Source organism: Pseudomonas putida W15Oct28 (assembly GCF_000708715.2).
Taxonomy (GTDB): Bacteria; Pseudomonadota; Gammaproteobacteria; order Pseudomonadales; family Pseudomonadaceae; genus Aquipseudomonas; species Aquipseudomonas putida_R.
Window position 1 is genome coordinate 47744 of record NZ_JENB01000023.1, and the last position, 23465, is coordinate 71208.

The window sequence follows — 23465 nt, forward strand, 5'->3', positions numbered from 1 at the left end:
CCTGCGAAGCAGGCCCGGCTTTCTCAGCCCGATGCACCGATCCTGTGCCCGGTGCACCTCGCGAAGGCACAAATCCCCTCAAAACCCGGCCAAATCCCCCTCAAAGCCCAATATTCACGAGCTTTGCAAAACTGGCACGCCCCCTGCAATAGCTAATACATACCCAGTTTCGGGGGCCCTGGTACAGGCAGGCCGGGTGAACCCCTCTTTTATTCGCAACACCGCCCGTTTTGGGGACCTCGGTACAGGCAGGCCGGGTCATCCCCCCTTTATACGCAGTAACCCCTTTTGGGGACCCTGGTACAGGCAGGCCGGGATATCCCCTCTTTTATTCGCGCAGTTTCACCTGCAACCGCCAGCGCCCATCGCCCTCTGCACCGGCCCACTCGCCGTGCAGGGGACGCGCGGCAATCACCGTCAGCAGCAACCCTTCGTCACTCTTCTGCACCCGCCAACTGACCGGTTTACCCTGCAGGCTCAATTGCCCTTGCTGGGCCTTGCCCTGAGCCTGGAACAGTAGCGCAACCGTGCCTTGCACATTCTCGCCATGCAGCTTGGGTTCTTCGTTGAACCACAGCGTCAGGCCATCCTGTACCACCTCCACCTGCTGCAGCTCACGCTCGTCGGGCGCGGTCAGGCGGCCGATCATCAGCCCTACCATCAAACCGACAATCGCCAGTGACAGCATTACCCGTGGGAAGGCCTTCGAACGCACGTCCGGTTCAGGGGTAGAATGCCCGTCATCTTCACGCTTGGAGCCGTGCATGTTTCACGTCATCCTTTTTCAACCAGAAATTCCGCCGAATACCGGCAACATCATTCGCCTGTGCGCCAACAGCGGCTGCGACCTGCACCTGATCGAACCCATCAGCTTCGAACTGGATGACAAGCGCCTGCGGCGCGCGGGGCTGGATTACCATGAGTATGCCACGCTCAAGCGCCACGAGAGCCTGGCCGGATGCCTGGAAAGCCTGGGTAATCCACGGCTGTTCGCCTTTACCACCAAGGGCTCGCACCCGTTCCATGAAGTGGCCTATCAGCCGGGTGACGCCTTCCTGTTCGGGCCAGAGAGCCGCGGGTTGCCAGCCGAGGTGCTGGACAGCCTGCCGGCCGAGCAACGCCTGCGCCTGCCGATGCGGCCGGGGTGCCGGAGCCTGAACCTGTCCAATACCGTGGCGGTGACGGTGTATGAGGCCTGGCGGCAGAACGGGTTTGCCGGCAGCTGATCTTTCACCTGCAAGGGCCCTTTCGCGGGCTCGCCCGCTCCCGCACTGAATGGTGTACGCCAAACCATTGTGGGAGCGGGCATGCCCGCGAAAGGGCCGGAACAGGCAATAAAAAAGCGCCCCGAGAGGCGCTTTTCTGAAACCGGCAGCGATTACTGCACAGTCGGCACTTCGCCCGCGTCCTGCATGCGCTGCATTTCTTGCGCGTACAGGGCGTCGAAGTTGACCGGCGACAGCATCAGGGCCGGGAACGAACCGCGGGTCACCAGGCTGTCCAGGGTCTCACGGGCGTACGGGAACAGGATGTTCGGGCAGAACGCACCCAGGGTGTGGCTCATCGAAGCCGCATCCAGGTTGGCGATCAGGAAGATACCGGCCTGCTGCACTTCAGCGATGAAAGCCACTTCGTCACCGTTCTTGACGGTAACCGACAGGGTCAACACCACTTCGTGGAAGTCGCCTTCCAGGGCTTTCTGCTTGGTGTTCAGGTCCAGCGCAACGCTCGGCTCCCAGGTCTGACGGAAGATCTGCGGGCTTTTCGGGGCCTCGAACGACAGGTCGCGCACATAGATGCGCTGCAGGGAGAACTGAGGGCTGTTGTCTTCTGCAGCAGCGCCGTTGGTCTGTTGGTCAGTCATGGCAGATCCTTATCCTAATGTTTTTGAATGCAGTGCAAATCAGGCCGCCAGCAGCGCGTCGAGCTTGCCGGCGCGCTCCAGGGCATAAAGGTCATCGCATCCACCGACATGGGTGCTGCCGATCCAGATCTGCGGCACCGACGTACGGCCAGCCTTCTGGCTCATCTCGGCGCGGACCTGCGGCTTGCCGTCGACCTTGATTTCCTCGAAGGCCACGCCTTTGCTCTCAAGCAGGTACTTGGCGCGCATGCAGTAGGGGCAGTAGTCGCTGGAATAGACGATGACGGGCTTCATATCACTTCACCAGGGGCAGGTTATCGGCTTTCCAGCTGGAAACGCCACCGCTCAGTTTGGCGGCGGTGTAGCCAGCCTTGAGCAGTTCGCGGCAGTGGGTGCCGGACTGCTGGCCCATTGCGTCGACGACGATCAGGGTCTTCTCTTTGTGCTTGTCCAGCTCGCTCATGCGGGCGGCCAGCTTGTCCTGCGGAATGTTGATCGCACCGACGATGTGGCCGGCGGCGTACTCCTTGGCAGTACGGATGTCGATGACCAGGCCCTTGTCGGCGTTGACCAGGGCGGTCAGTTGGCCATTGCTCAGGCTCTGGCCGCCACGGCGGATTTCATTGAGCAGCAGCAGGACCAGCAGAACAACGAAGATCGCAACCAGGATGTAGTGATCTGTCGCGAATTGAATCAGGTGAGCAACCATCAGCGGTGTTCCAGGCGATTGAAAATGCCGGCCAGTATACACAGCCCCCCAGTACCACCAAAGCCCGACGGGCTGGCCGCAAAGGTACCTTCATGTTGCCGCATGGGCCGCGCTGGTCAGGGAACAGGACGAATATTCGCCGCAGGTGGCGTATTTGCCCTAAAATGCGTGTCTTTATCATCTTTGAACAACCGTGAGTTTGATTGATGACGAGTACGCCCAAACCCCTGGTCCTGATTATCCTGGATGGCTTCGGCCACAGCGAAATTCCCGAACACAACGCTATCTTTGCCGCCAATACGCCGGTCTATGATCGCCTGCGCGCCACACAGCCGCATGGCCTCATTTCCGGCTCGGGCATGGATGTCGGCCTGCCGGACGGGCAGATGGGCAACTCCGAAGTCGGTCACATGAACCTGGGGGCCGGCCGCGTCGTCTACCAGGACTTCACCCGCGTCACCAAAGCCATCCGCGATGGCGAGTTCTTCGAGAACCCGGTGCTCACCGCTGCCGTGGACAAGGCCGCCAGCGCCGGCAAGGCCGTGCACATCCTTGGGCTGCTGTCCGATGGTGGCGTGCACAGCCACCAGGACCACCTGGTGGCCATGGCCGAACTGGCCGCGCAGCGCGGTGCAGACAAGATCTACCTGCACGCCTTCCTCGACGGCCGCGACACCCCGCCACGCAGCGCACAGTCGTCCATCGAACTGCTCGACACCACCTTCGCCAAGCTGGGCAAGGGCCGCATCGCCAGCCTGATCGGCCGCTACTTCGCCATGGACCGCGACAACCGCTGGGACCGCGTCAGCGCCGCCTACAACCTGATCGTCGACAGCGCCGCCGAGTACACCGCCGACACCGCCCAGGCCGGCCTGGAAGCGGCCTACGCCCGTGACGAGAGCGACGAATTCGTCAAGGCCACGCGCATCGGTGAAGCGGTCAAGGTCGAAGATGGCGATGCCGTGATCTTCATGAACTTCCGCGCTGACCGCGCCCGCGAGCTGTCGCGTGCATTCGTCGAAACCGACTTCAACGAGTTCCCGCGTGCCCGCCTGCCAAAACTGGCGGCCTACATCGGCCTGACCCAGTACTCGGCCAAGATCCCGGCCCCCGCAGCCTTTGCACCTTCCAGCCTGAACAATGTGCTGGGCGAGTACCTGGCCAAGAACGGCAAGACCCAGCTGCGCATCGCCGAGACCGAGAAGTACGCCCACGTTACCTTCTTCTTCTCGGGCGGGCGTGAAGAGCCGTTCGAAGGCGAAGAACGCATCCTGATCCCGTCGCCGAAGGTTGCCACCTACGACCTGCAGCCGGAAATGAACGCGCCGGAAGTGACCGACCGCATTGTCGAAGCCATCGAGCAGCAGCGTTACGACGTGATCGTGGTCAACTACGCCAACGGCGACATGGTTGGCCACACCGGCGTGTTCGCGGCGGCGGTCAAGGCGGTCGAAGCGCTGGATACCTGTGTAGGGCGCATTGTCGAAGCGCTGGACAAGGTGGACGGCGAAGCGCTGATCACCGCCGACCACGGCAACGTCGAGCAAATGGAAGACGAATGCACCGGCCAGGCGCACACCGCGCACACCACCGAGCCGGTACCGTTCATCTATGTGGGCAAGCGCAACGTCAAGGTACGCGAGGGCGGCGTGCTGGCCGACGTGGCGCCAACCATGCTGCAGCTGCTGGGGCTGGAAAAGCCGGTGGAAATGACCGGAACCTCGATCCTGGTCGACGCCTGATTCGGTGCAAGGGGGGCGCTTCGCGCCCCATTCGCAGCACAAGGCTGCTCCTACAAGGGCTCGCGTGATGCCTGTAGGAGCGGCCTTGTGTCGCGATCGGGCTGCGCAGCAGCCCCGATTGCACATGAATTCCAGACAAACGCCCCCCTGCACCCGCAGCGAGGCGTTTTTTTTGGCCGCCCGGGCGGGCATACTAGGCCAGTCTCCATCCTTGGTACGCCAAACCCCATGCTTCGCGCCCTGATCCTCCTAGCCCTGTCTTGCCTGCTCAGCCCGGCCTTCGCCGATGAGCGCGTGCAGACCCAGCAGCAACTGGACGCCACCCGCCAGGACATTGCCGAGCTCAAGAAGACGCTAGGCAAGCTCCAGGAAGAAAAGGCCGGTGTGCAAAAGGACCTCAAAGCCACCGAGACCGACATCGGCGATCTCGAAAAACAGGTGGAGGCTCTACAGCAAGAGCTAAAAAAGACCGAGGGCGATCTGGAGCGCCTTGATACCGAGAAAAAAAAACTCCAGAGCGCCCGCGTTGAACAACAACGACTGATCGCCATCCAGGCCCGTTCGGCCTACCAGAACAATGGCCGCGAGGAATACCTCAAGCTGCTGCTCAACCAGCAGAACCCCGAGAAATTCGCCCGCACCCTCACCTACTACGATTACCTGAGCAAGGCGCGCCTGGAGCAATTGCGCACCTTCAACGAGACGTTGCGCCAGCTGGCCAACGTCGAGCAGGCAATTGCCGGCCAGCAGCAACAGTTGCTGGCCCAGCGCGCCGACCTCGACAGCCGCCGCCAGGCCCTGGAAGCCGAGCGCGGCAAGCGCCAGCAGGTGCTGGCCAAGCTCAATGGCGACGTGAAGGACCGCGACCAGAAGTTGCAGGCCCGCGAGCAGGATCAGGCCGACCTGGCCAAAGTCCTCAAGACCATTGAGGAAACCCTGGCCCGGCAGGCCCGCGAAGCTGAAGAAGCGCGCAAGAAAGCCTTGCTGGCCCAGCAGGAAGCGGAAAAACGCCGACAGCAGGAGGCCCTGGCTGCCGCCGCTGCCCGCGAACGGGCCCAGGCACCCGTGGAGCCCGTGGAGCCACCGAAAAAGGCCCGCACCACCCTCGGCCCGATGGTTTCCACCGACGGCGCAAGCTACGGCGGCGCTTTTTCTTCTGCTCGGGGCAAACTTCCGTGGCCCGTCAACGGTCGATTGCTGGCACGCTTCGGTGATGCCCGCGGCAGCGACGCCCGTGCCAAGTGGGACGGGGTGATGATCAGCGCCAACCCGGGTACCCAGGTACGTGCGGTGCACGGCGGGCGCGTGGTGTTCGCCGACTGGTTGCGCGGCGCCGGGCTTCTGGTCATTCTGGACCATGGCAACGGTTACCTGAGCCTGTACGGCCACAACCAGAGCCTGCTCAAGAGCGCCGGTGATATCGTCAAGGCCGGTGAAGCCATTTCCACCGTTGGCGACAGCGGTGGCCAGGACGCGGCAGGCTTGTACTTCGCCATCCGCCAGCAGGGCCGGCCTACCGACCCTTCGCAGTGGTGCCGGGGCTAGTCAAATTTCTACGGCGTAGCCTGAATGCTGCGCCGATGCTCCCCAAGGGAGCGCTTACAGGATCAGGAGTTCGTTCGACATGCTGCACTCGCCTCGTCTCACCCAGCTGGCCCTGTCCATCGCCCTGGCGGTCGGCGCGCCCCTGGCCACCGCCGCAGAGCCGGCCAAGGCCGCCGCAGTGCCAGCCACCGAGGTGACCGCCAAGGCGCCGCTGCCGCTGGAAGAACTGCGCACCTTCGCCGAGGTCATGGACCGCATCAAGGCTGCCTACGTGGAACCGGTGGATGACAAGACCCTGCTGGAAAACGCCATCAAGGGCATGCTCAGCAACCTTGACCCGCACTCCGCCTACCTTGGCCCCGAAGACTTCCAGGAGCTGCAGGAAAGCACCAGCGGCGAGTTCGGCGGGCTGGGCATCGAAGTAGGCCAGGAAGACGGCTTCATCAAGGTGGTCTCGCCAATCGACGACACCCCGGCTTCGCGTGCCGGTGTGCAGGCGGGCGACCTGATCGTCAAGATCAACGGCGCCCCGACCCGTGGCCAGACCATGACCGAAGCGGTCGACAAGATGCGCGGCAAGATCGGCGAGAAAATCACCCTGACCCTGGTGCGCGACGGCGGCAATCCGTTCGACGTAACCCTGGCCCGCGCGGTCATCCAGGTCAAGAGCGTGAAGAGCCAGCTGCTGGAGAACGACTACGGCTACATCCGCATCACCCAGTTCCAGGTCAAGACCGGTGACGAAGTGGGCAAGGCCTTGGCCAAGATGCGCAAGGACAACGGCAAGAAATTGCGCGGGGTCGTGCTGGACCTGCGCAACAACCCGGGCGGCGTGCTGCAGTCGGCGGTAGAAGTGGCTGACCACTTCCTGACCAAGGGCCTGATCGTCTACACCAAGGGCCGCATCGCCAACTCCGAACTGCGCTTCTCCGCCGACCCGGCCGACGCCAGCGAAGGCGTGCCACTGGTGGTGCTGATCAACGGCGGCAGTGCCTCGGCCTCCGAGATCGTCGCCGGTGCCCTGCAGGACCAGAAGCGTGCCGTGCTGATGGGTACCGACAGCTTCGGCAAAGGTTCGGTGCAGACCGTGCTGCCGCTGGCCAACGACCGCGCCCTGAAGCTGACTACCGCGTTGTACTACACCCCCAACGGCCGCTCCATCCAGGCCCAGGGCATCGTGCCGGACATCGAGGTGCGCCCGGCCAAGCTCACCGCCGAAGTCGACACCGAAAACTTCAAGGAAGCCGACCTGCAGGGCCACTTGGGCAACGGCAACGGCGGCGCCGACCGCCCGACCGGCAGCAGCAAGCGCAAGGAACGCCCGCAGGACGATGACTTCCAGCTGAGCCAGGCCCTGAGCCTGCTCAAAGGGCTGAACATCACCTCGGGCAAATGATCCACACGATGCGTTACCTGCTGTGTCTGTTGTTCTGCCTGTTGGCCGGGGTCGCGCAAGCGGCGCCGGCCGGCAAGGCCTACATGAGCATCATCATCGACGACCTGGGCCAGAGCCCCGACCGTGACAGCCGAACCCTGGCCCTGCCTGGGCCGGTGACCATGGCGATCATGCCCGACACCCCGCACGCCACCACCTTCGCCCGCCAGGCCCACAAGGCCGGCAAGACGGTGATCCTGCACATGCCCATGGACCCGGCCACCGGGCCCTATGCCTGGCACCCGGGCATCGCCATCGAAGAACTGGCCCGCCGCCTGGATGCCGCCTTGGTCAAGGTGCCCTACGCCGCCGGCATCAACAACCACATGGGTAGCCGCATGACGGCGCAGCGTGAACCCATGGCCTGGTTGATGGGTGAGCTGCAGCAACGCCACCTGTTCTTCGTCGACAGCCGCACCAGCGCCGCCACCGTGGCCGCAGCCGAGGCGCAACGCATTGGCCTGGCCCACGTTTCGCGTGATGTGTTCCTCGACGATGTGCGCACTACCGAGGCCATCACCGGCCAGTTGCAGCAAGGCATCGCCCTGGCGCGCAAGGAGGGTTCGGCGGTGCTGATCGGGCATCCTTACCCGCAGACCCTCGAAGTGCTGGAACGGGCCCTGCCACAGCTCAAGGGCCAGGGCATCGAACTGATCAGGCTCAGCCAGATGATCGCCGTGCGCAGCAACCTGGCGATGCCTGGGCATGGCAAGAATGGCCGCTACACCAATCGCTGAGAAGCTGGGGCTGCTTTGCAGCCCCAATAAAAAAACCCGCTCAGTGAGTGGGTTTTCTTTTGCCTCAACAGCAATCAGCTGTACACACGCCCCAGCAACTGGCGGTGGCTTTCGAACTGATCCAGCACGTCACGCACGATCTGCTCCGGGGCAAAGCCCATCAGGTCATACTCCTGGCTGCCATCGTGCAGGTACACCTCGGCACGGTAGTAGCGCTGACGCACTTCTGGCTCGCCCTCCACCGGTGCTTCGCTCGGCGCGGCCATGTAGCCGTCCAGGCTCACTTCGTAAACGAACGGGTTGCCCTCGTCCATCATCACCCGCAGGCCCATCATGTTGCGAGACTGGCCAACGCGGGTTTCCACCTCGAAGCCCAGGGTCTGCAACTGCGCGGCCGCTTCTTTCAGCGCCGGGCTGACCTGCTTGTCCATGAAGCGCTGCACCACAGCCTGGGTCGGTTGCAGCTCCAGCTGGGTCAGGCGCTCGCTGAAACCGCGACGGCCACGGGCGGCCAGCTCGGCGCGTTCGCTTTCTACTGCCACGTCCTGCTTCATGGCCTTGTACAGGCCGAACATGAACAGCACCAGCACCACCGAGAACGGCAGGCCCGCCAGCACGACCATGGTCTGCATGGCTTCAAAGTTACCGGCAAACAGCAGGCCGATGGTGACCAGGGTGATGACCACCGACCAGAACACCACCATCCAGTGCGGGGCGTCTTCGTCGACCTTGCCGCCTTTGCACGACAGGTTGGCCATCATCACCGCGCCGGAGTCGGCCGGTGTAAGGAACAGCACAAAGCCGACAAATACCGCCACACCAATCACGATCTTCGCCGCCGGGAAGTATTCCAGCAGCTGGTAGATCGACATTGACGGCTGTTCCAGCGCGGTCTTGCCCAGCTCCACCGCCCCCTGGTTGATCACCAGGTCCAGTGCGGTGTTACCGAAGATCGACAGCCAGGCCAAGGTGAAGCCCAGCGGGATCAACAGCACGCCGCTGACCAGTTGGCGCACGGTACGGCCCTTGGAGATACGGGCAATGAACATGCCGACGAACGGGCCCCAGGAGATCCACCAGGCCCAGTAGAACACGGTCCACAGGCCCAGCCAGCGCTCGGACTTGCCAGCATCGCCCTCGTACACGTACAGGTCGAAGGTTTTCAGCACGATGCCGTTGAGGTAGTCGCCAACGTTCTGCACGAAGCCGTTGAACAGGTGCAGGGTGTTGCCCGCCAGCAGCACGAACAGCAGCAGGCCGCTGAACAGCAGGATGTTCAGGTTGGACAGGCGGCGAATGCCGTTTTCCACACCCGATACCGCCGCCACGGTAGCCACGCCGGCCATGACCAGGATCACCACCAGCAGGTTGGTCTGGCTGTGCTCCATGCCGAACAGGTATTCAAGGCCCGAGGACACCTGCATCGAGCCGATCCCCAGGTTGGTCACCAGGCCCAGCAGGGTCACGAACATGCCGAAGATGTCCACCGCGTTGCCGGCAGCACCCTTGACCCAACGCTCACCCACCAGCGGATACAGCGCCGAGCGCAGCGCCAGCGGCTGGTTGTGACGGTAGGCGAAGTAACCCACGGCCAGGCCGACCAGGGCGTAGATTGCCCAGCCATGCAGGCCCCAGTGCAGGAAGGTCAGTTGCAGGCCCTGGCGCGCAGCTTCGAGGCTGGCCGGTGAACCTTGCGGTGGGTTGAAGTAGTGGTCCAGCGGCTCGGAAGCGCCGAAGTACAGCAGCGAAATGCCGATGCCGGAGGAGAACAGCATGCCGGCCCAGGCGCCGTAGCTGAAGTCAGGCTGATCGTCCTTGCCGCCAAGCTTGAGCTTGCCGTAATCGGAGAAGGCCAGGTAGATGACGAACAGCAGGTAACCGCAGATCACCAGCATGTAGTACCAGCCAAAGGTGCGCGTCAGCCATTTCTGGGCCACGCCCAGCACTTGGCCGGCGGCATCGGGTACAGCGATCAGCAAGGCAGTCAGAACAAGGATCATCAGCGCGGAGGTGAAGAACACCACGCGGTTGACCCGTACCCTCTCGGCGGGGGGCTTGGTAAGTGAGGCAGAACTCATTGCACGAATGCTCCGGGCAGTACGGCTTTGTGGAGGCTAATCAATCTTTCCCGAGCAATTGGTGGAATATCCCCACTGCGTCAGGTGTTATAAAAGCACCCTGGAAACCGTGATCCCGAATCGATACGTTGCAAAAAAACAGACAGGTGGCCTGCTGAAAATGCCCACGCATCCGCAGAGGTGCGCGCATTCGTCACAGATCACCCCGCCCGCTCCAAGGGCCTGTCGCAGGGCCAGTGGCCGTACGGCAGAATCTGCACTTCGCATCGCTCATGCCCGTCAACGCCTTGTATTCCGGGGGTTACGCGATTTCCTGGGGTGTTAATTCGTGCCTTCTCGACCGCCTGAAAAACTGTCAATGGCACAAATTGTCGCAGAGCTTATTCTTTATTGATTGAACGTTCAATCAAAACAAAATAGACTGGCCTTCGCCGAGTCAGCCGCCCGTCGTCTGCTCGCAGGCCTGAGGAGATAGCAAGATGCCCAAGGTCGGTATGCAACCCATCCGCCGCCAGCAGTTGATCGAAGCCACGTTGCAGGCGGTCGATCAGGTCGGTCTGGGGGACGCCAGCATTGCGCTGATTGCCCGTTTGGCCGGTGTGTCGAACGGCATCATCAGTCACTACTTTCGGGACAAGAACGGCCTGATCGCAGCGACGATGGGGTACATCATGAGCATGCTCAACGAAGGCGTCAGAGCACGCCGTCAGGCCCTGACGGACGACAGCCCGCGCGCTCACCTGAAAGTGATCATCGAGGGCAACTTCGATGCCAGCCAGGTGAACGGCCCGGCAATGAAAACCTGGCTGGCCTTTTGGGCCTCCAGCATGCACCAGCCCGATTTGCACAGGTTGCAGCGGATCAACGACCACCGCTTGTATTCCAACCTGTGCTGCCAGTTCCGCCGCGTCCTGCCGCTCTACCATGCGCGTAAGGCAGCCCGCGGCCTGGCAGCCCTGATCGACGGCCTGTGGCTGCGTGGCGCCCTGTCGGGTGATGCATTCGACACCGGCCAGGCGATACGGATTGCTTACGAATACATGGATCTACAACTGGCTAAACAGCACACCCTGGGTACAAACGACCAGGCCGCTGAACAAGCACGCACGGCCCTTGCCAATCCAGCAGGAGCGTGACGCGCAAGCCAAACCACACACTGCACTTGCGAGGACACTATGGCCCGTTTCGGAACGCAAAAACTCTACATTGATGGCGCTTACGTCGACGCTGGCAGCAATGCCACTTTCGAAGCCATCAACCCGGCTACCGGCGAAGTCCTCGCCCACGTGCAACGTGCCACCGAGGCTGACGTCGAGAAGGCTGTCGAAAGCGCCGAACGTGGCCAGAAAGTCTGGGCTGCGATGACCGCCATGCAGCGTTCGCGCATCCTGCGCCGCGCCGTCGACATCCTGCGCGAGCGCAACGATGAGCTGGCGCAGCTGGAAACCCTGGACACCGGCAAGTCGTACTCCGAGACCCGTTACGTCGACATCGTCACCGGCGCCGACGTGCTGGAATACTATGCAGGCCTGGTACCGGCCATCGAAGGCGAGCAGATCCCGCTGCGCGAATCGTCCTTCGTCTACACCCGCCGCGAGCCGCTGGGCGTGACTGCGGGTATCGGCGCCTGGAACTACCCGATCCAGATCGCCCTGTGGAAATCCGCCCCGGCCCTGGCCGCCGGCAACGCGATGATCTTCAAGCCGTCGGAAGTCACCTCGCTGACCACCCTGAAACTGGCCGAGATCTACACCGAAGCCGGCCTGCCGAATGGCGTATTCAACGTTCTGACCGGCAGCGGCCGCGAAGTCGGCACCTGGCTGACCGAGCACCCGCGCATCGAAAAAGTCTCCTTCACCGGCGGTACCACCACCGGCAAGAAGGTCATGGCCAGCGCCTCCAGCTCCTCGCTGAAGGAAGTCACCATGGAACTGGGCGGCAAGTCGCCACTGATCATCTGCGCCGACGCCGACCTGGACAAGGCCGCCGACATCGCCATGATGGCCAACTTCTACAGCTCGGGCCAGGTGTGCACCAACGGCACCCGCGTGTTCATCCCGGCTGAAATGAAAGCTGCCTTCGAAGCCAAGATCGCCGAGCGCGTTGCCCGCATCCGTGTTGGCAACCCGGAAGACGAAAACACCAACTTCGGCCCGCTGGTCAGCTTCGCCCACATGGAAAACGTGCTGGGCTACATCGCCAAGGGTAAAGAAGAAGGTGCACGCGTACTGTGCGGCGGCGAGCGTCTGACCGAAGGTGACTTCGCCAAGGGCGCCTTCGTGGCCCCGACCGTGTTCACCGACTGCACCGACGACATGACCATCGTCAAAGAAGAGATCTTCGGCCCGGTCATGAGCATTCTGTCCTACGAGACCGAAGAAGAAGTGATCCGTCGTGCCAACGACACCGAGTACGGCCTGGCCGCCGGTGTGTGCACCAACGACATCACCCGCGCTCACCGCATCATCCACAAGCTGGAAGCCGGTATCTGCTGGATCAACGCCTGGGGTGAATCGCCGGCCGAAATGCCGGTCGGTGGCTACAAGCAGTCGGGCGTCGGCCGTGAGAACGGCGTCAGCTCGCTGGCTCAATACACTCGCATCAAGTCGGTCCAGGTCGAGCTGGGCGGCTACAACTCGGTTTTCTAAACCCTGTCTAGCCCCGCCCGTGCCGCTGTGCACGGGCGTTCCCGCTCCCTGATCACCGCCAACACGAGGGTACTTTCATGTCCCAAGAATTCGATTACATCATCGTCGGTGCCGGCTCGGCCGGTAACACCCTGGCTACCCGCCTGACCGAAGACGCCGGCGTCACCGTACTGCTGCTGGAAGCCGGTGGCCCCGACTACCGCTTCGACTTCCGCACCCAGATGCCAGCCGCCCTGGCCTTCCCGCTGCAAGGCCGCCGCTACAACTGGGCCTACGAGACCGACCCGGAGCCGCACATGGACGGCCGCCGCATGGAATGTGGCCGCGGCAAGGGCCTGGGTGGCTCGTCGCTGATCAACGGCATGTGCTACATCCGCGGCAACGCCATGGACTTCGACGGCTGGGCAGAACTGCCAGGCCTGGAAGACTGGACCTACCTCGACTGCCTGCCGTACTTCCGTAAAGCCGAAACCCGCGACATCGGCCCGAACGATTACCACGGTGGCGAAGGCCCGGTCAGCGTTGCCACGCCAAAAGCCGGCAACAACCCGCTGTTCCACGCCATGGTCGACGCCGGCGTACAAGCCGGTTACCCGCGCACTGAAGACCTCAATGGCTACCAGCAGGAAGGCTTCGGCCCGATGGACCGTTCGGTAACCAAGAACGGCCGCCGCTCCAGCACCGCCCGTGGCTACCTGGACCAGGCCAAGAAGCGCCCGAACCTGACCATCGTCACCCACGCCCTGAGCGACCGCGTACTGTTCGACGGCAAGCGCGCCGTTGGCGTGACCTACCTGGTCGGCGACAGCGAAGAGCGCGTTGAAGCCCGTGCCCGCAAGGAAGTGATCGTCAGCTCCGGCGCCATCGCCTCGCCGCAGCTGCTGCAACGCTCCGGCGTCGGTCCGCGTCACCTGCTGGAAAGCCTCGACATCCCGGTTGTACACGACCTGCCGGGCGTTGGCGAAAACCTGCAGGACCACCTTGAGCTGTACCTGCAGTACGCCTGCACCCAGCCGGTATCGCTGTACCCATCGCTGCTGTGGTGGAACCAGCCGGCCATCGGTGCCGAGTGGATGTTCAAGGGCACCGGCATCGGCGCCAGCAACCAGTTCGAGGCTGGCGGCTTCATCCGTTCCCGCCCTGAATTCAAGTGGCCGAACATTCAGTACCACTTCCTGCCGGTTGCGATTAACTACAACGGCTCCAATGGCGTGAAAGAGCACGGTTTCCAGGCGCACATGGGCTCCATGCGCTCGCCTGCCCGTGGTCGCATCCAGACCAAGTCGAAGAACCCGCGCCAGCACCCGAGCATCCTGTTCAACTACATGTCCACCGAGCAGGACTGGCAGGAATTCCGTGACGGCATCCGCCTGACCCGCGAAATCATGGCCCAGCCAGCGCTGGACCCGTACCGTGGCCGCGAAATCAGCCCGGGCGCCGACGTGCAAACCGACGAGCAACTGGACAAGTTCATCCGCGAGCACGCCGAAACCGCCTTCCACCCGTCCTGCTCGTGCAAGATGGGCACCGATGACATGGCAGTGGTCGACGGCGAAGGCCGCGTGCATGGCATGAAGGGCCTGCGTGTGGTCGATGCCTCGATCATGCCGCTGATCATCACCGGCAACCTCAACGCCACCACGATCATGATCGCCGAGAAAATCTCGGACAAGATCCGTGGCCGCAAGCCACTGCCGCGCAGCACTGCCAAGTACTATGTGGCGGGCGATGCACCGGTGAAAGGCAAGCCGATGCGTGAAGTGAAGCAGGCGTAAACCTGCACCGGCCTCTTCGCGGGCATGCCCGCTCCCACAGGGACAGCACAAATCTCAACTATTGTGAGAAACCTGTGGGAGCGGGCGTGCCCGCGAAGAGGCCCGCCCAGGCAACACATGCTGCCAATTCATCAGGTTAGAATCGATTGGCACGCGACCTGCTAGCTTTTGCTGAAAAGTACGCTACCAAGTCCTATTTCCCCGCGCTGTCCCGGAGTACCTGCCTTTGGATGCAAGCACCATCAACAGCCTGTTCTTGATCGGCGCATTGCTGGTGGGCGCAAGTATCCTGGTCAGTTCCCTGTCATCGCGCCTGGGTATCCCCATTCTGGTCATCATCCTCGCCGTCGGCATGGTCGCCGGTGTCGATGGTGGCGGCATCATCTTCAACAACTACCCGACCGCCTACTTGGTGGGCAACCTGGCACTGGCCGTGATCCTGCTCGACGGTGGCCTGCGCACGCGGGTAGCAAGCTTCCGCGTGGCGCTGTGGCCGGCGCTGTCGCTGGCCACGGTCGGGGTAATGATCACCACCGCCCTCACCGGCCTGGTCGCCGCCTGGCTGTTCAACCTGAGCCTGATCCAGGGCCTGCTGATCGGCGCCATCGTCGGCTCAACCGACGCCGCTGCGGTGTTCTCGCTGCTGGGCGGCAAAGGCCTGAACGAGCGGGTTACCGCCACCCTGGAGATCGAGTCGGGCAGCAACGACCCGATGGCGGTGTTCCTCACCGTCACCCTGATCGACATGATCGCCAGTGGCCAGACCGGCCTGCACTGGAGCCTGCTGGGCCACCTGCTGCGCGAGTTCGGCATCGGCGGGCTGCTGGGCCTGGGCGGCGGCTGGCTGATGCTGCAACTGGTCAACCGCATCAACCTGGCCGGTGGCCTGTACCCGATCCTGGTGGTAGCCGGCGGCCTGGTGGTGTTCTCGCTGACCAACGCCCTGCACGGCAGTGGCTTCCTCGCCGTGTACCTGTGCGGCCTGGTGCTGGGCAACAAGCCTATCCGTAGCCGCCATGGCATTTTGCACATGCTCGACGGCATGGCCTGGCTGGCCCAGATCGGCATGTTCCTGGTGCTGGGGCTGCTGGTCACGCCCCACGACCTGCTGCCCATCGCCTTGCCGGCGCTGGGCCTGGCGTTGTGGATGATCCTGGTGGCGCGGCCGCTGTCGGTGGTCGCTGCACTGCTGCCGTTCAAGGCCTTCCATGGCCGCGAAAAGGGCTTTATCGCCTGGGTAGGCTTGCGCGGCGCGGTGCCGATCATTCTGGCGGTGTTCCCGCTGATGGCCGGCCTGCCGGACGCCCAGCTGTTCTTCAACCTGGCCTTCTTCATCGTGCTGGTGTCGCTGCTGGTGCAAGGCACCAGCCTGCCGTGGATGGCCAAACTGCTGAAAGTGACCGTACCGCCAGACCCGGCGCCAATCTCCCGCTCCGCCCTGGAAGTGCACATCACCAGCGAGTGGGAAATGTTCGTCTACCGCCTGGGCGCCGAAAAATGGTGCATCGGCGCCGCCCTGCGCGAGCTGAAAATGCCCGAAGGCACGCGGATTGCCGCCCTGTTCCGTGGCGAGCAGCTGCTGCACCCGTCTGGCAGTACCGTGCTGGAAGTGGGGGACATGCTCTGCGTGATCGGCCACGAGCACAACCTGCCGGCCCTGGGCAAACTGTTCAGCCAAGCGCCACAGCGTGGCCTGGACTTGCGTTTCTTCGGCGACTTCGTGCTCGAAGGCGATGCCGAACTGGGTGCAGTGGCAGCGCTTTACGGCCTGAAACTCGATGGCCTGGACGCGAAAATGCCGCTGGCGCAGTTCATCCGACAGAAGGTCGGAGGCGCTCCAGTAGTAGGGGACCAGGTCGATTGGCATGGCACGATCTGGACCGTGGCAACCATGGACGGGAACAAGATCCAGAAAGTAGGCGTCAGATTCCCCGAAGGAACGCGACCCGGACCAGGATTGTTCCTCTAAACTTCGTTTCTGCCGGATCCACAAGTAGTCTGCCTATGTCCCTGCGCGTGTACCTTCGCACAGCCCTGCTCGGGCTGTGCCTGTCCCTTTCTTTTGCGGCCACCGCGGCAGAAGCCCCGACCACCGCCAGCATCCAGAACAGCCTCGACAAGATCGCCGAGCGCAAACTGCCCGAGGCTGACCAGAAGGCCCTGCAGCAAGTGCTCGAGCAAACGTTGAGCCTGCTTGCCAGCAAGGAAGACAACGAAAGGAAGCTCGCCGCGCTCAAGCAGCAGCTGGCCAGTGCCCCCAAGGAAACCAGCGACAGCCAGAAGGAGCTCGCCAGGCTCAAGGAAAGCAAGGCGCAGCCCGTCGCTCAACGCTATGCCGCCCTCAGCGTGCCACAGCTCGAGCAAATGCTCAGCGAACGCAACACCCTGCAGGGCGAGTTGCAGAAGGCGCTGTCCGAAGCCAACAGCCTGATCATCAATTCGCAAACCCGCCCGGAACGCGCCCAGGCCGAAATCAGCAACAGCCAGGCCCGTACCCAGCAGATCAACAACATCCTCAAAACCGGCAAGGACGGCGGCAAATCGATCAACGCCGACCAGCGCAACCAGCTCAATGCGGAGCTGGCCTCGCTCAACGCGCTGACCCTGCTGCGCCGCCAGGAACTGGCCGGCAACAGCCTGCTGCAAGACCTGGGCAATGCCCGTCATGATTTGCTGATCGAGCGCGCCGCGCGCCTGGAGCAGGAAATCCAGGACCTGCAGACCCTGATCAACGACAAGCGCCTGGCCCAGTCCCAGGAAGCGGTCACCCAGCAGTCGATCGAGGCCCAGAAGGCTGGTGGCAGCAGCCTGCTGGCCACCGAAAGCGCGGTCAACCTCAAGCTTTCCGACTACCTGCTGAAAAGCACCGACCGCCTCAACGAGCTGACCCAGCAGAACCTGCGCACCAAGCAGCAGCTGGACAGCCTGACCCAGGCCGACCAGGCGCTGGACGAGCAGATCAACGTGCTCAAGGGCAGCCTGCTGCTGTCGAAGATCCTCTACAAGCAGAAGCAGACCCTGCCGCACCTGAAAGTCGACCGCGACCTGGCCGACCAGATCGCCGACACCCGGCTGTACCAGTTCGAGGTCAACCAGCAACGCGAGCAGATGAGCAGCCCGGTCACCTACGTCGACAAGTTGCTGGCCGCGCAACCGCAGGAAGACGTGACCCCGCCGCTGCGCAAGGCCTTGCTGGAAGTGGCGATCACCCGCAGTGACCTGCTGGAGCGGCTGAACCGCGAACTGTCGGCGCTGCTCAACGAATCGATCACCCTGCAGCTCAACCAGAAGCAGTTGCTAAGCACCGCACAGGGCCTGCGCACCACCCTTGACGAACAGATGTTCTGGATCCCCAGCAACAAGCCGCTGGACTGGGACTGGCTAAGTTATGTACCCCAGCGCCTGGCCGACCAGGTCGCCAACCTGCCGTGGGGCTCGGGCCTGAAGGAGCTGGCCGACGGCCTGAGCCAGCGCCCGCTGCTGTTCCTGCCGCTGCTGCTGGTGATCGGCGCCCTGTTGTGGCGGCGCAAGTACCTGTACCAACGGTTGGGCAAGGTGCACCAGGACATCGGCCACTTCCGCCGTGACAGCCAGTGGCACACGCCCCAGGCGATCCTCATCAACATCCTGCTGGCGATGCCGGTCAGCCTCGGCCTGGCGCTGTGCAGCTACGCCCTGCAGATCGACGCCCGCGGGCAAAACGCCAACCTCGGCGCCGCCCTCTGGCAACTCGCCCAGGCCTGGCTGGTGTTCTACACCGCCTACCGCATCCTCGCCCCCGGTGGCGTGGCCGAAATCCACTTCCGCTGGCACAAGCCGCAGGTCGAGTTCCTGCGTGGCTGGGTACGCCGCCTGGGTACCGTGGTGCTGGCGCTGGTCGGCGTGGTGGCAGTGGCCGAGCACCAGCCTTCGGCGCTGGCCGACGATGTGCTGGGTATCGGCGTGGTGCTGACCTGCTACGCACTGATGGCCTGGCTGCTCAGCCGCCTGCTGCTCAGCAGCCCCGCGCACCGCGACACCTCGCTGTTCCGCAGGGCCGTGGGGGTGGCGTTCACCGCCCTACCCATCGCCCTGTTCGTCGCCGTGTGCTTCGGCTACTACTACACCGCGCTGAAGCTCACCGACCGGCTGATCTACACCCTGTACCTGCTGCTGTTCTGGCTGGTGATCGAAGCCGCGTTCGTGCGTGGCCTGTCGGTGGCGGCACGGCGCCTGGCCTACCAGCGCGCACTCAGCAAGCGGGCAGCGGCCAAGGAAGGGCTGGATGGCGAAATCATCACCGAAGAGCCGACGCTGGACATCGAGCAGGTCAACCAGCAGTCGCTGCGCCTGATCCGCCTGGCCCTGCTCGGCGGCTTCATCGCCGGCCTGTACTGGGTGTGGGCAGACCTGATCTCGGTGTTCGCCTACCTCAACAACTTCGTCCTGTACGAATACACCAGCGGCACCGGCGCCGCTGCCAGCATGGTGCCGATCAGCCTTGGCGACCTGCTGGGTGCGCTGGTCATCGTCGGCATCACCTTCGCCCTGGCCGGCAACTTGCCGGGCCTGCTGGAAGTGCTGGTGCTGTCACGCCTGAACCTGGCCCAGGGCAGCGCCTACGCCACCACCACGCTGCTGTCGTACACCATTGTCGGCATCGGTATCGTCAGCACCCTGTCGACCCTGGGGGTGAGCTGGGACAAGCTGCAATGGCTGGTGGCCGCGCTGTCGGTAGGCCTGGGCTTCGGCATGCAGGAAATCTTCGCCAACTTCATCTCCGGCATCATGATCCTGTTCGAGCGCCCGGTGCGGATCGGCGACACCATCACCATCGGCAACCTGTCGGGCACGGTGAGCAAGATCCGCATCCGCGCCACCACCATCACCGACTTCGACCGCAAGGACATCATCGTCCCCAACAAGACCTTCATCACCGGCCAGCTGATCAACTGGTCGCTGACCGACACGGTCACCCGGGTGACACTGAAGCTGGGCATCGACTACGGCTCCGACCTGGACCTGGTACGCGACCTGCTGCTCAAGGGCGCGCACGAAAACCCGCGCGTGCTCAAGGACCCGGAGCCAATCGTGTACTTCCTCAATTTCGGTGAAAGCTCGCTGGACCATGAGTTGCGCATGCACGTGCGCGACCTGGGCGACCGCAACCCGACGCTGGACGAGATCAACCGCTACATCAACCGCGAGTTCAAGGCCCACAACATCAAGATCTCGGTACGCCAGGTCGAGGTGTTCCTGATGGACCAGAAGGGCGGCAAACAGCAGCTGATTCCGCTGGAGCAACCTAAACCGGATGGCACTGCACAGGCCTGAGTGGGCTCGAATGCTTTATTCTGTGCTGAATCTCAGGAGCAGCCCGTGAAAGCCCTCGACCAACTCACCTTCGACAACCGCTTCGCCCGCCTGGGCGATGCGTTCTCCACCCAGGTGCTGCCCGAGCCCATTGCGGACCCGCGCCTGGTGGTAGCCAGCGAGTCGGCCATGGCCTTGCTCGACCTCGACCCCGCACAGGCCGACCTGCCGGTGTTCGCCGAGCTGTTCAGCGGCCACAAGCTGTGGGAAGAAGCCGACCCACGCGCGATGGTCTATTCCGGCCACCAGTTCGGCTCGTACAACCCACGGCTGGGCGATGGCCGCGGCCTGCTGCTGGCCGAAGTGCTCAATGACAAAGGTGAGCACTGGGACCTGCACCTCAAGGGCGCCGGCCAGACCCCGTACTCACGCATGGGCGACGGCCGCGCCGTGCTGCGCTCGTCGATCCGCGAATTCCTTGCCTCCGAGGCCCTGCACGCCCTGGGTATCCCAAGCAGTCGGGCGCTGTGCGTGATTGGCTCCAGCACCGCGGTGTGGCGTGAAACCCGCGAAAGCGCCGCCATGCTCACCCGCCTGGCGCAGAGCCATGTACGTTTCGGCCATTTCGAGTACTTCTACTACACCAAGCAGCCCGAGCAGCAGCGCGTGCTGATCGACCATGTACTGGAGCACCACTACCCCGAATGCCGTGATGCCGAGCAGCCCTACCTGGCCATGTTCCGCACCATTGTCGAGCGCAACGCCGAACTGATCGCCCGCTGGCAGGCCTATGGCTTCTGCCACGGGGTGATGAACACCGACAACATGTCGATTTTGGGCATCACCTTCGACTTCGGCCCTTACGCCTTCCTCGACGACTTCGACGCCAACTTCATCTGCAACCACTCCGACGACCGTGGCCGCTACAGCTACGCCAACCAGGTGCCCATCGCCCACTGGAACCTCAGCGCGCTGGCCCAGGCCCTGACCACGGTGATCGAGGTTGAGCCACTGAAGGAAGCGCTGGGGCTGTTCCTGCCGCTGTACCAGGCCCATTACCTGGACCTGATGCGCCGGCGCCTGGGCCTGACCACTGCCGAAGATGGCGACATGGCGCTGGTCGAACGCCTGCTGCAGTCCATGCAGCGGGGTGGCGTGGACTACAGCCTGTTCTTCCGCAAGCTGGGCGAGCAGCCAGTTGCCGAGGCGCTGAGAGTGGTGCGCGACGACTTCATCGACCTGGCCGGCTTCGATGCCTGGGGCGCCGACTACCTGGCCCGCTGTGAACGCGAACCCGATAATGCCGAAGGCCGCCGTGAGCGGATGCATGCAGTGAACCCGCTGTATGTGCTGCGCAACTACCTGGCGCAGAAAGCCATCGAAGCGGCTGAAGCGGGAGATTACAGTGAAGTGCGGCGGCTGCATCAGGTGCTGGCCAGACCCTTTGAGGAACAGCCCGGGATGCAGGCCTACGCCGAGCGGCCGCCGGAATGGGGCAAGCACCTGGAGATCAGCTGCTCTTCATGATTAACGCCCAACCCTGTGGGAGCGGGCTTGCCCGCGAAGCAGGCAACGCGATGGATGGCACCGGCTTCGCCGGTGTTCGCGGGCAAGCCCGCTCCCACAAGGAAAACGTGAATCCAACCCCGGAGATGAAATGTCCGAGCCACTGGTAATCCCCTGCCCCCACTGCAACGGCCTCAACCGCCTGCCCGCCGAGCGCCTGGGTGACGCACCGAAATGCGGCCGCTGCAAACAGGAGGTAGTGTTAAGCACCCCCTTCGAGCTCACCGAAGCCAGCTACGCCAGCCAGATCAAAGGCGACCTGCCGCTGCTGGTCGACATCTGGGCCGACTGGTGCGGCCCGTGCAAATCCTTCGCCCCCACCTTCGAACAGGCGGCCCGCCAACTTGCCGGCCGCTGCCGCCTGGCCAAGCTCGACAGCGAAGCCAACCGCAACCTCGCCGGGCAACTGGGCATCCGCTCGATCCCGAGCCTGCTGCTGTTCAAGAACGGCCGCGAAGTCAGCCGCCAGGCCGGGGCGTTTCCACTCCAGTCGTTGCTGGAGTGGCTGAAAGGCCAAGGAATTTAACTCTCAGGCGTTTGCCAGTAACGACTCATAGGGGATACGAAGGCCATCATGCAGGCGCTTGATCATCGAAAGGCTTAGCCCACGCTTCCCATTCAATACTTCCGATACTCGGCCGCTCGGGCCGATGAATGGCTCAAGATCACGTGGGGTAAGGCCCTGCTGATCCATGCAGAATTTAATGGCCTCGATGGGATTGGCGGGGTTAATGGAATAGTGCTTGTTTTCGTACACTTCGATCAGTGTCACGAGCACCTCCATTTCATCAGCTTCTGGCGTCCCCGCTTCTGCCTGAAAAATGGACTCGAGCCGCTGGAACGCTGCTCGAAGATCGTCGTCATTGCGGATCGGCTTAATATTCACAGACTGTCTCCACGTCAATCTCGTCATATCGCTTGTGCGTACCGACGAACTTCACCCAGGCAATACCGGCCCGATACTGCATCTCGACCACAAGCCGATACTTGTTTCCCCCGATGTTGAAGACCACGCGGTTTTTGCCGCAGATGCTGGCGTTGCCAATCTGATCTTTCACATCCTGCGGCGTTCGCCACATAGCTTTGAGCGCCATATCGTGCCAGCTTTCCAAGGCCGCTTTGGCATCTTCATGCCCAGGCAATTCCCAGAACTTCACCAAGCCGCTTTTGGCAATGACGCGCATCCAAGCAAATCTCCCATTTTGGGAGATTATGCTCGGAACTCGGATACAGTGCAAGCGGCAGGCAGGAGCCTATTCGCTGCGCTCAAGCAAATCATGCAACTCGACAAACTGCTGGGTCAGCTTGTGCCGCGGTTCCAGGTGAATCAGCGGCAGGCTGGCGTGGTGCGATTCGCGCATCTTCACCGAGCTGCCCAGGTACACCGGCAGCACTGGCAGGCCTTCGGCCAGCAGTTCGTCGAGCATCTGCTGCGGCAGGCTGGCACGGGACTGGAACTGGTTGACCACGATACCTTCGACCATCAGGTCTTCGTTGTGGTCTTCCTTGAGGTCTTCGATCTCGGCCAACAGGCCGTACAGGGCCTGGCGCGAAAAGCTGTCGCAGTCGAAGGGGATCAGCACACGATCAGCGGCGATCAACGCGGAAACCGCGTAGAAGTTCAGCGCCGGCGGGGTATCGATGTAGATTCGCTCGTAGTCCTCGTCCAGCTCGTCGAGCAACTTACGCAGCTTGTTGATCTTGTGCTTGGCCTCAAGCTTGGGCTGCAGGTCGGCCAGCTCGGCAGTGGCCGTGACCACGTGCAGGTTGTCGAACGGGGTTTCGTAGATATCGACCTTGTTCTTCTTGCTGAACGGCCCACTGGACAGGCTTTGCTTGAAGAAGTCGGCGATACCCATGGGGATGTCCTCGCCGGTCAGGCCGGTGAGGTACTGGGTCGAGTTCGCCTGGGCATCCAGGTCGATCAACAAGGTCCGATAGCCTTCATTGGCACTGACCGCCGCCAGGTTGCAGGCGATGCTCGACTTGCCCACGCCACCTTTCTGATTGAACACCACGCGCCGCATGATTGACCTCCGTGTTTCAACGATTGCCCGAGTATGTGGCGGCACTG

The 23465-nt window shown here is 63.0% G+C and carries 20 protein-coding genes; 12 read left to right on the forward strand and 8 right to left on the reverse strand.

Annotation, left to right across the window (positions count from 1 at the left end; genetic code table 11):
- Positions 1 to 328 precede the first annotated feature (328 nt).
- Positions 329 to 766 carry a hypothetical protein gene (locus AK81_RS17170; RefSeq protein ID WP_043200639.1) on the reverse strand — a complete coding sequence of 146 codons (438 nt, stop codon included), beginning with the start codon at positions 764 to 766 and terminating at the stop codon, positions 329 to 331.
- Between AK81_RS17170 and trmL the strand changes: the two genes are divergently transcribed.
- Entirely contained in the window at positions 765 to 1226 is a 462-nt protein-coding gene (gene trmL, locus AK81_RS17175) for a tRNA (uridine(34)/cytosine(34)/5-carboxymethylaminomethyluridine(34)-2'-O)-methyltransferase TrmL (RefSeq protein WP_013974580.1), read from the forward strand. The two genes, AK81_RS17170 and trmL, sit on opposite strands and share 2 nt — an antisense overlap.
- A gap of 152 nt (positions 1227 to 1378) precedes the next feature.
- Here the strand turns inward: trmL and secB are convergent, their stop codons facing one another.
- The 3 genes from secB to AK81_RS17190 are packed head-to-tail and all read right to left on the reverse strand — an operon-like array spanning position 1379 to position 2573.
- On the reverse strand, positions 1379 to 1864 hold the full coding sequence (gene secB / locus AK81_RS17180; RefSeq protein WP_043200646.1) for a protein-export chaperone SecB: 486 nt from the start codon (positions 1862 to 1864) through the stop codon (positions 1379 to 1381).
- A gap of 39 nt (positions 1865 to 1903) precedes the next feature.
- Positions 1904 to 2158 (reverse strand): glutaredoxin 3, encoded by a 255-nt coding sequence (grxC, locus tag AK81_RS17185; RefSeq protein WP_003249204.1) that lies wholly within the window; start codon positions 2156 to 2158, stop codon positions 1904 to 1906.
- Position 2159: 1 nt separating this feature from the next.
- Positions 2160 to 2573 (reverse strand): rhodanese-like domain-containing protein, encoded by a 414-nt coding sequence (locus tag AK81_RS17190; RefSeq protein ID WP_016502017.1) that lies wholly within the window; start codon positions 2571 to 2573, stop codon positions 2160 to 2162.
- A gap of 206 nt (positions 2574 to 2779) precedes the next feature.
- Here AK81_RS17190 and gpmI point away from each other — a divergent pair, with 206 nt between their 5' ends.
- From gpmI to AK81_RS17210, 4 genes are all read left to right on the forward strand, one after another.
- Positions 2780 to 4315, forward strand: coding sequence for a 2,3-bisphosphoglycerate-independent phosphoglycerate mutase (gene gpmI, locus AK81_RS17195; protein WP_043200649.1), 1536 nt, complete (start codon positions 2780 to 2782; stop codon positions 4313 to 4315).
- Positions 4316 to 4543: 228 nt separating this feature from the next.
- Positions 4544 to 5860, forward strand: a complete 1317-nt coding sequence (locus AK81_RS17200) for a murein hydrolase activator EnvC family protein (RefSeq protein ID WP_043200650.1) — start codon at positions 4544 to 4546, stop codon at positions 5858 to 5860.
- Positions 5861 to 5939: 79 nt separating this feature from the next.
- Positions 5940 to 7256, forward strand: a complete 1317-nt coding sequence (locus tag AK81_RS17205) for a S41 family peptidase (protein ID WP_043200651.1) — start codon at positions 5940 to 5942, stop codon at positions 7254 to 7256.
- 8 nt (positions 7257 to 7264) lie between these two features.
- Positions 7265 to 8032, forward strand: a complete 768-nt coding sequence (locus AK81_RS17210) for a divergent polysaccharide deacetylase family protein (protein WP_043200652.1) — start codon at positions 7265 to 7267, stop codon at positions 8030 to 8032.
- A 74-nt stretch (positions 8033 to 8106) separates the two neighbouring features.
- Here AK81_RS17210 and AK81_RS17215 read toward each other — a convergent pair whose 3' ends face one another.
- Positions 8107 to 10053: a BCCT family transporter gene (locus tag AK81_RS17215; RefSeq protein WP_241496087.1), complete on the reverse strand. Its 1947-nt coding sequence runs from the start codon at positions 10051 to 10053 to the stop codon at positions 8107 to 8109.
- A 536-nt stretch (positions 10054 to 10589) separates the two neighbouring features.
- Between AK81_RS17215 and betI the strand changes: the two genes are divergently transcribed.
- From betI to trxC, 7 genes are all read left to right on the forward strand, one after another.
- Entirely contained in the window at positions 10590 to 11246 is a 657-nt protein-coding gene (gene betI, locus AK81_RS17220; protein WP_043200655.1) for a transcriptional regulator BetI, read from the forward strand.
- Positions 11247 to 11285: 39 nt separating this feature from the next.
- Positions 11286 to 12758 carry a betaine-aldehyde dehydrogenase gene (betB, locus tag AK81_RS17225; RefSeq protein ID WP_043200657.1) on the forward strand — a complete coding sequence of 491 codons (1473 nt, stop codon included), beginning with the start codon at positions 11286 to 11288 and terminating at the stop codon, positions 12756 to 12758.
- 77 nt (positions 12759 to 12835) lie between these two features.
- Positions 12836 to 14533: a choline dehydrogenase gene (gene betA / locus AK81_RS17230; RefSeq protein ID WP_043200658.1), complete on the forward strand. Its 1698-nt coding sequence runs from the start codon at positions 12836 to 12838 to the stop codon at positions 14531 to 14533.
- 226 nt (positions 14534 to 14759) lie between these two features.
- Positions 14760 to 16502 carry a potassium/proton antiporter gene (locus AK81_RS17235; protein ID WP_043200659.1) on the forward strand — a complete coding sequence of 581 codons (1743 nt, stop codon included), beginning with the start codon at positions 14760 to 14762 and terminating at the stop codon, positions 16500 to 16502.
- A gap of 35 nt (positions 16503 to 16537) precedes the next feature.
- Positions 16538 to 19846 (forward strand): mechanosensitive channel MscK, encoded by a 3309-nt coding sequence (gene mscK / locus AK81_RS17240; RefSeq protein ID WP_043200660.1) that lies wholly within the window; start codon positions 16538 to 16540, stop codon positions 19844 to 19846.
- Positions 19847 to 19891: 45 nt separating this feature from the next.
- Positions 19892 to 21352: a protein adenylyltransferase SelO gene (gene selO, locus AK81_RS17245; protein ID WP_043200661.1), complete on the forward strand. Its 1461-nt coding sequence runs from the start codon at positions 19892 to 19894 to the stop codon at positions 21350 to 21352.
- Between the two features lie 130 nt (positions 21353 to 21482).
- Entirely contained in the window at positions 21483 to 21917 is a 435-nt protein-coding gene (trxC, locus tag AK81_RS17250; RefSeq protein WP_043200663.1) for a thioredoxin TrxC, read from the forward strand.
- 3 nt (positions 21918 to 21920) lie between these two features.
- Here trxC and AK81_RS17255 read toward each other — a convergent pair whose 3' ends face one another.
- From AK81_RS17255 to AK81_RS17265, 3 genes are all read right to left on the reverse strand, one after another.
- Positions 21921 to 22277 carry a helix-turn-helix domain-containing protein gene (locus AK81_RS17255; RefSeq protein ID WP_043200666.1) on the reverse strand — a complete coding sequence of 119 codons (357 nt, stop codon included), beginning with the start codon at positions 22275 to 22277 and terminating at the stop codon, positions 21921 to 21923.
- A complete protein-coding gene (locus AK81_RS17260; RefSeq protein WP_043200668.1) occupies positions 22267 to 22575 on the reverse strand; it encodes a type II toxin-antitoxin system HigB family toxin in 309 nt (102 codons plus the stop codon). The genes AK81_RS17255 and AK81_RS17260 overlap by 11 nt, the downstream gene beginning before the upstream one ends.
- Before the next feature lie 69 nt (positions 22576 to 22644).
- On the reverse strand, positions 22645 to 23418 hold the full coding sequence (locus tag AK81_RS17265; RefSeq protein WP_016502033.1) for a ParA family protein: 774 nt from the start codon (positions 23416 to 23418) through the stop codon (positions 22645 to 22647).
- Between the last annotated feature and the right edge of the window lie 47 nt (positions 23419 to 23465).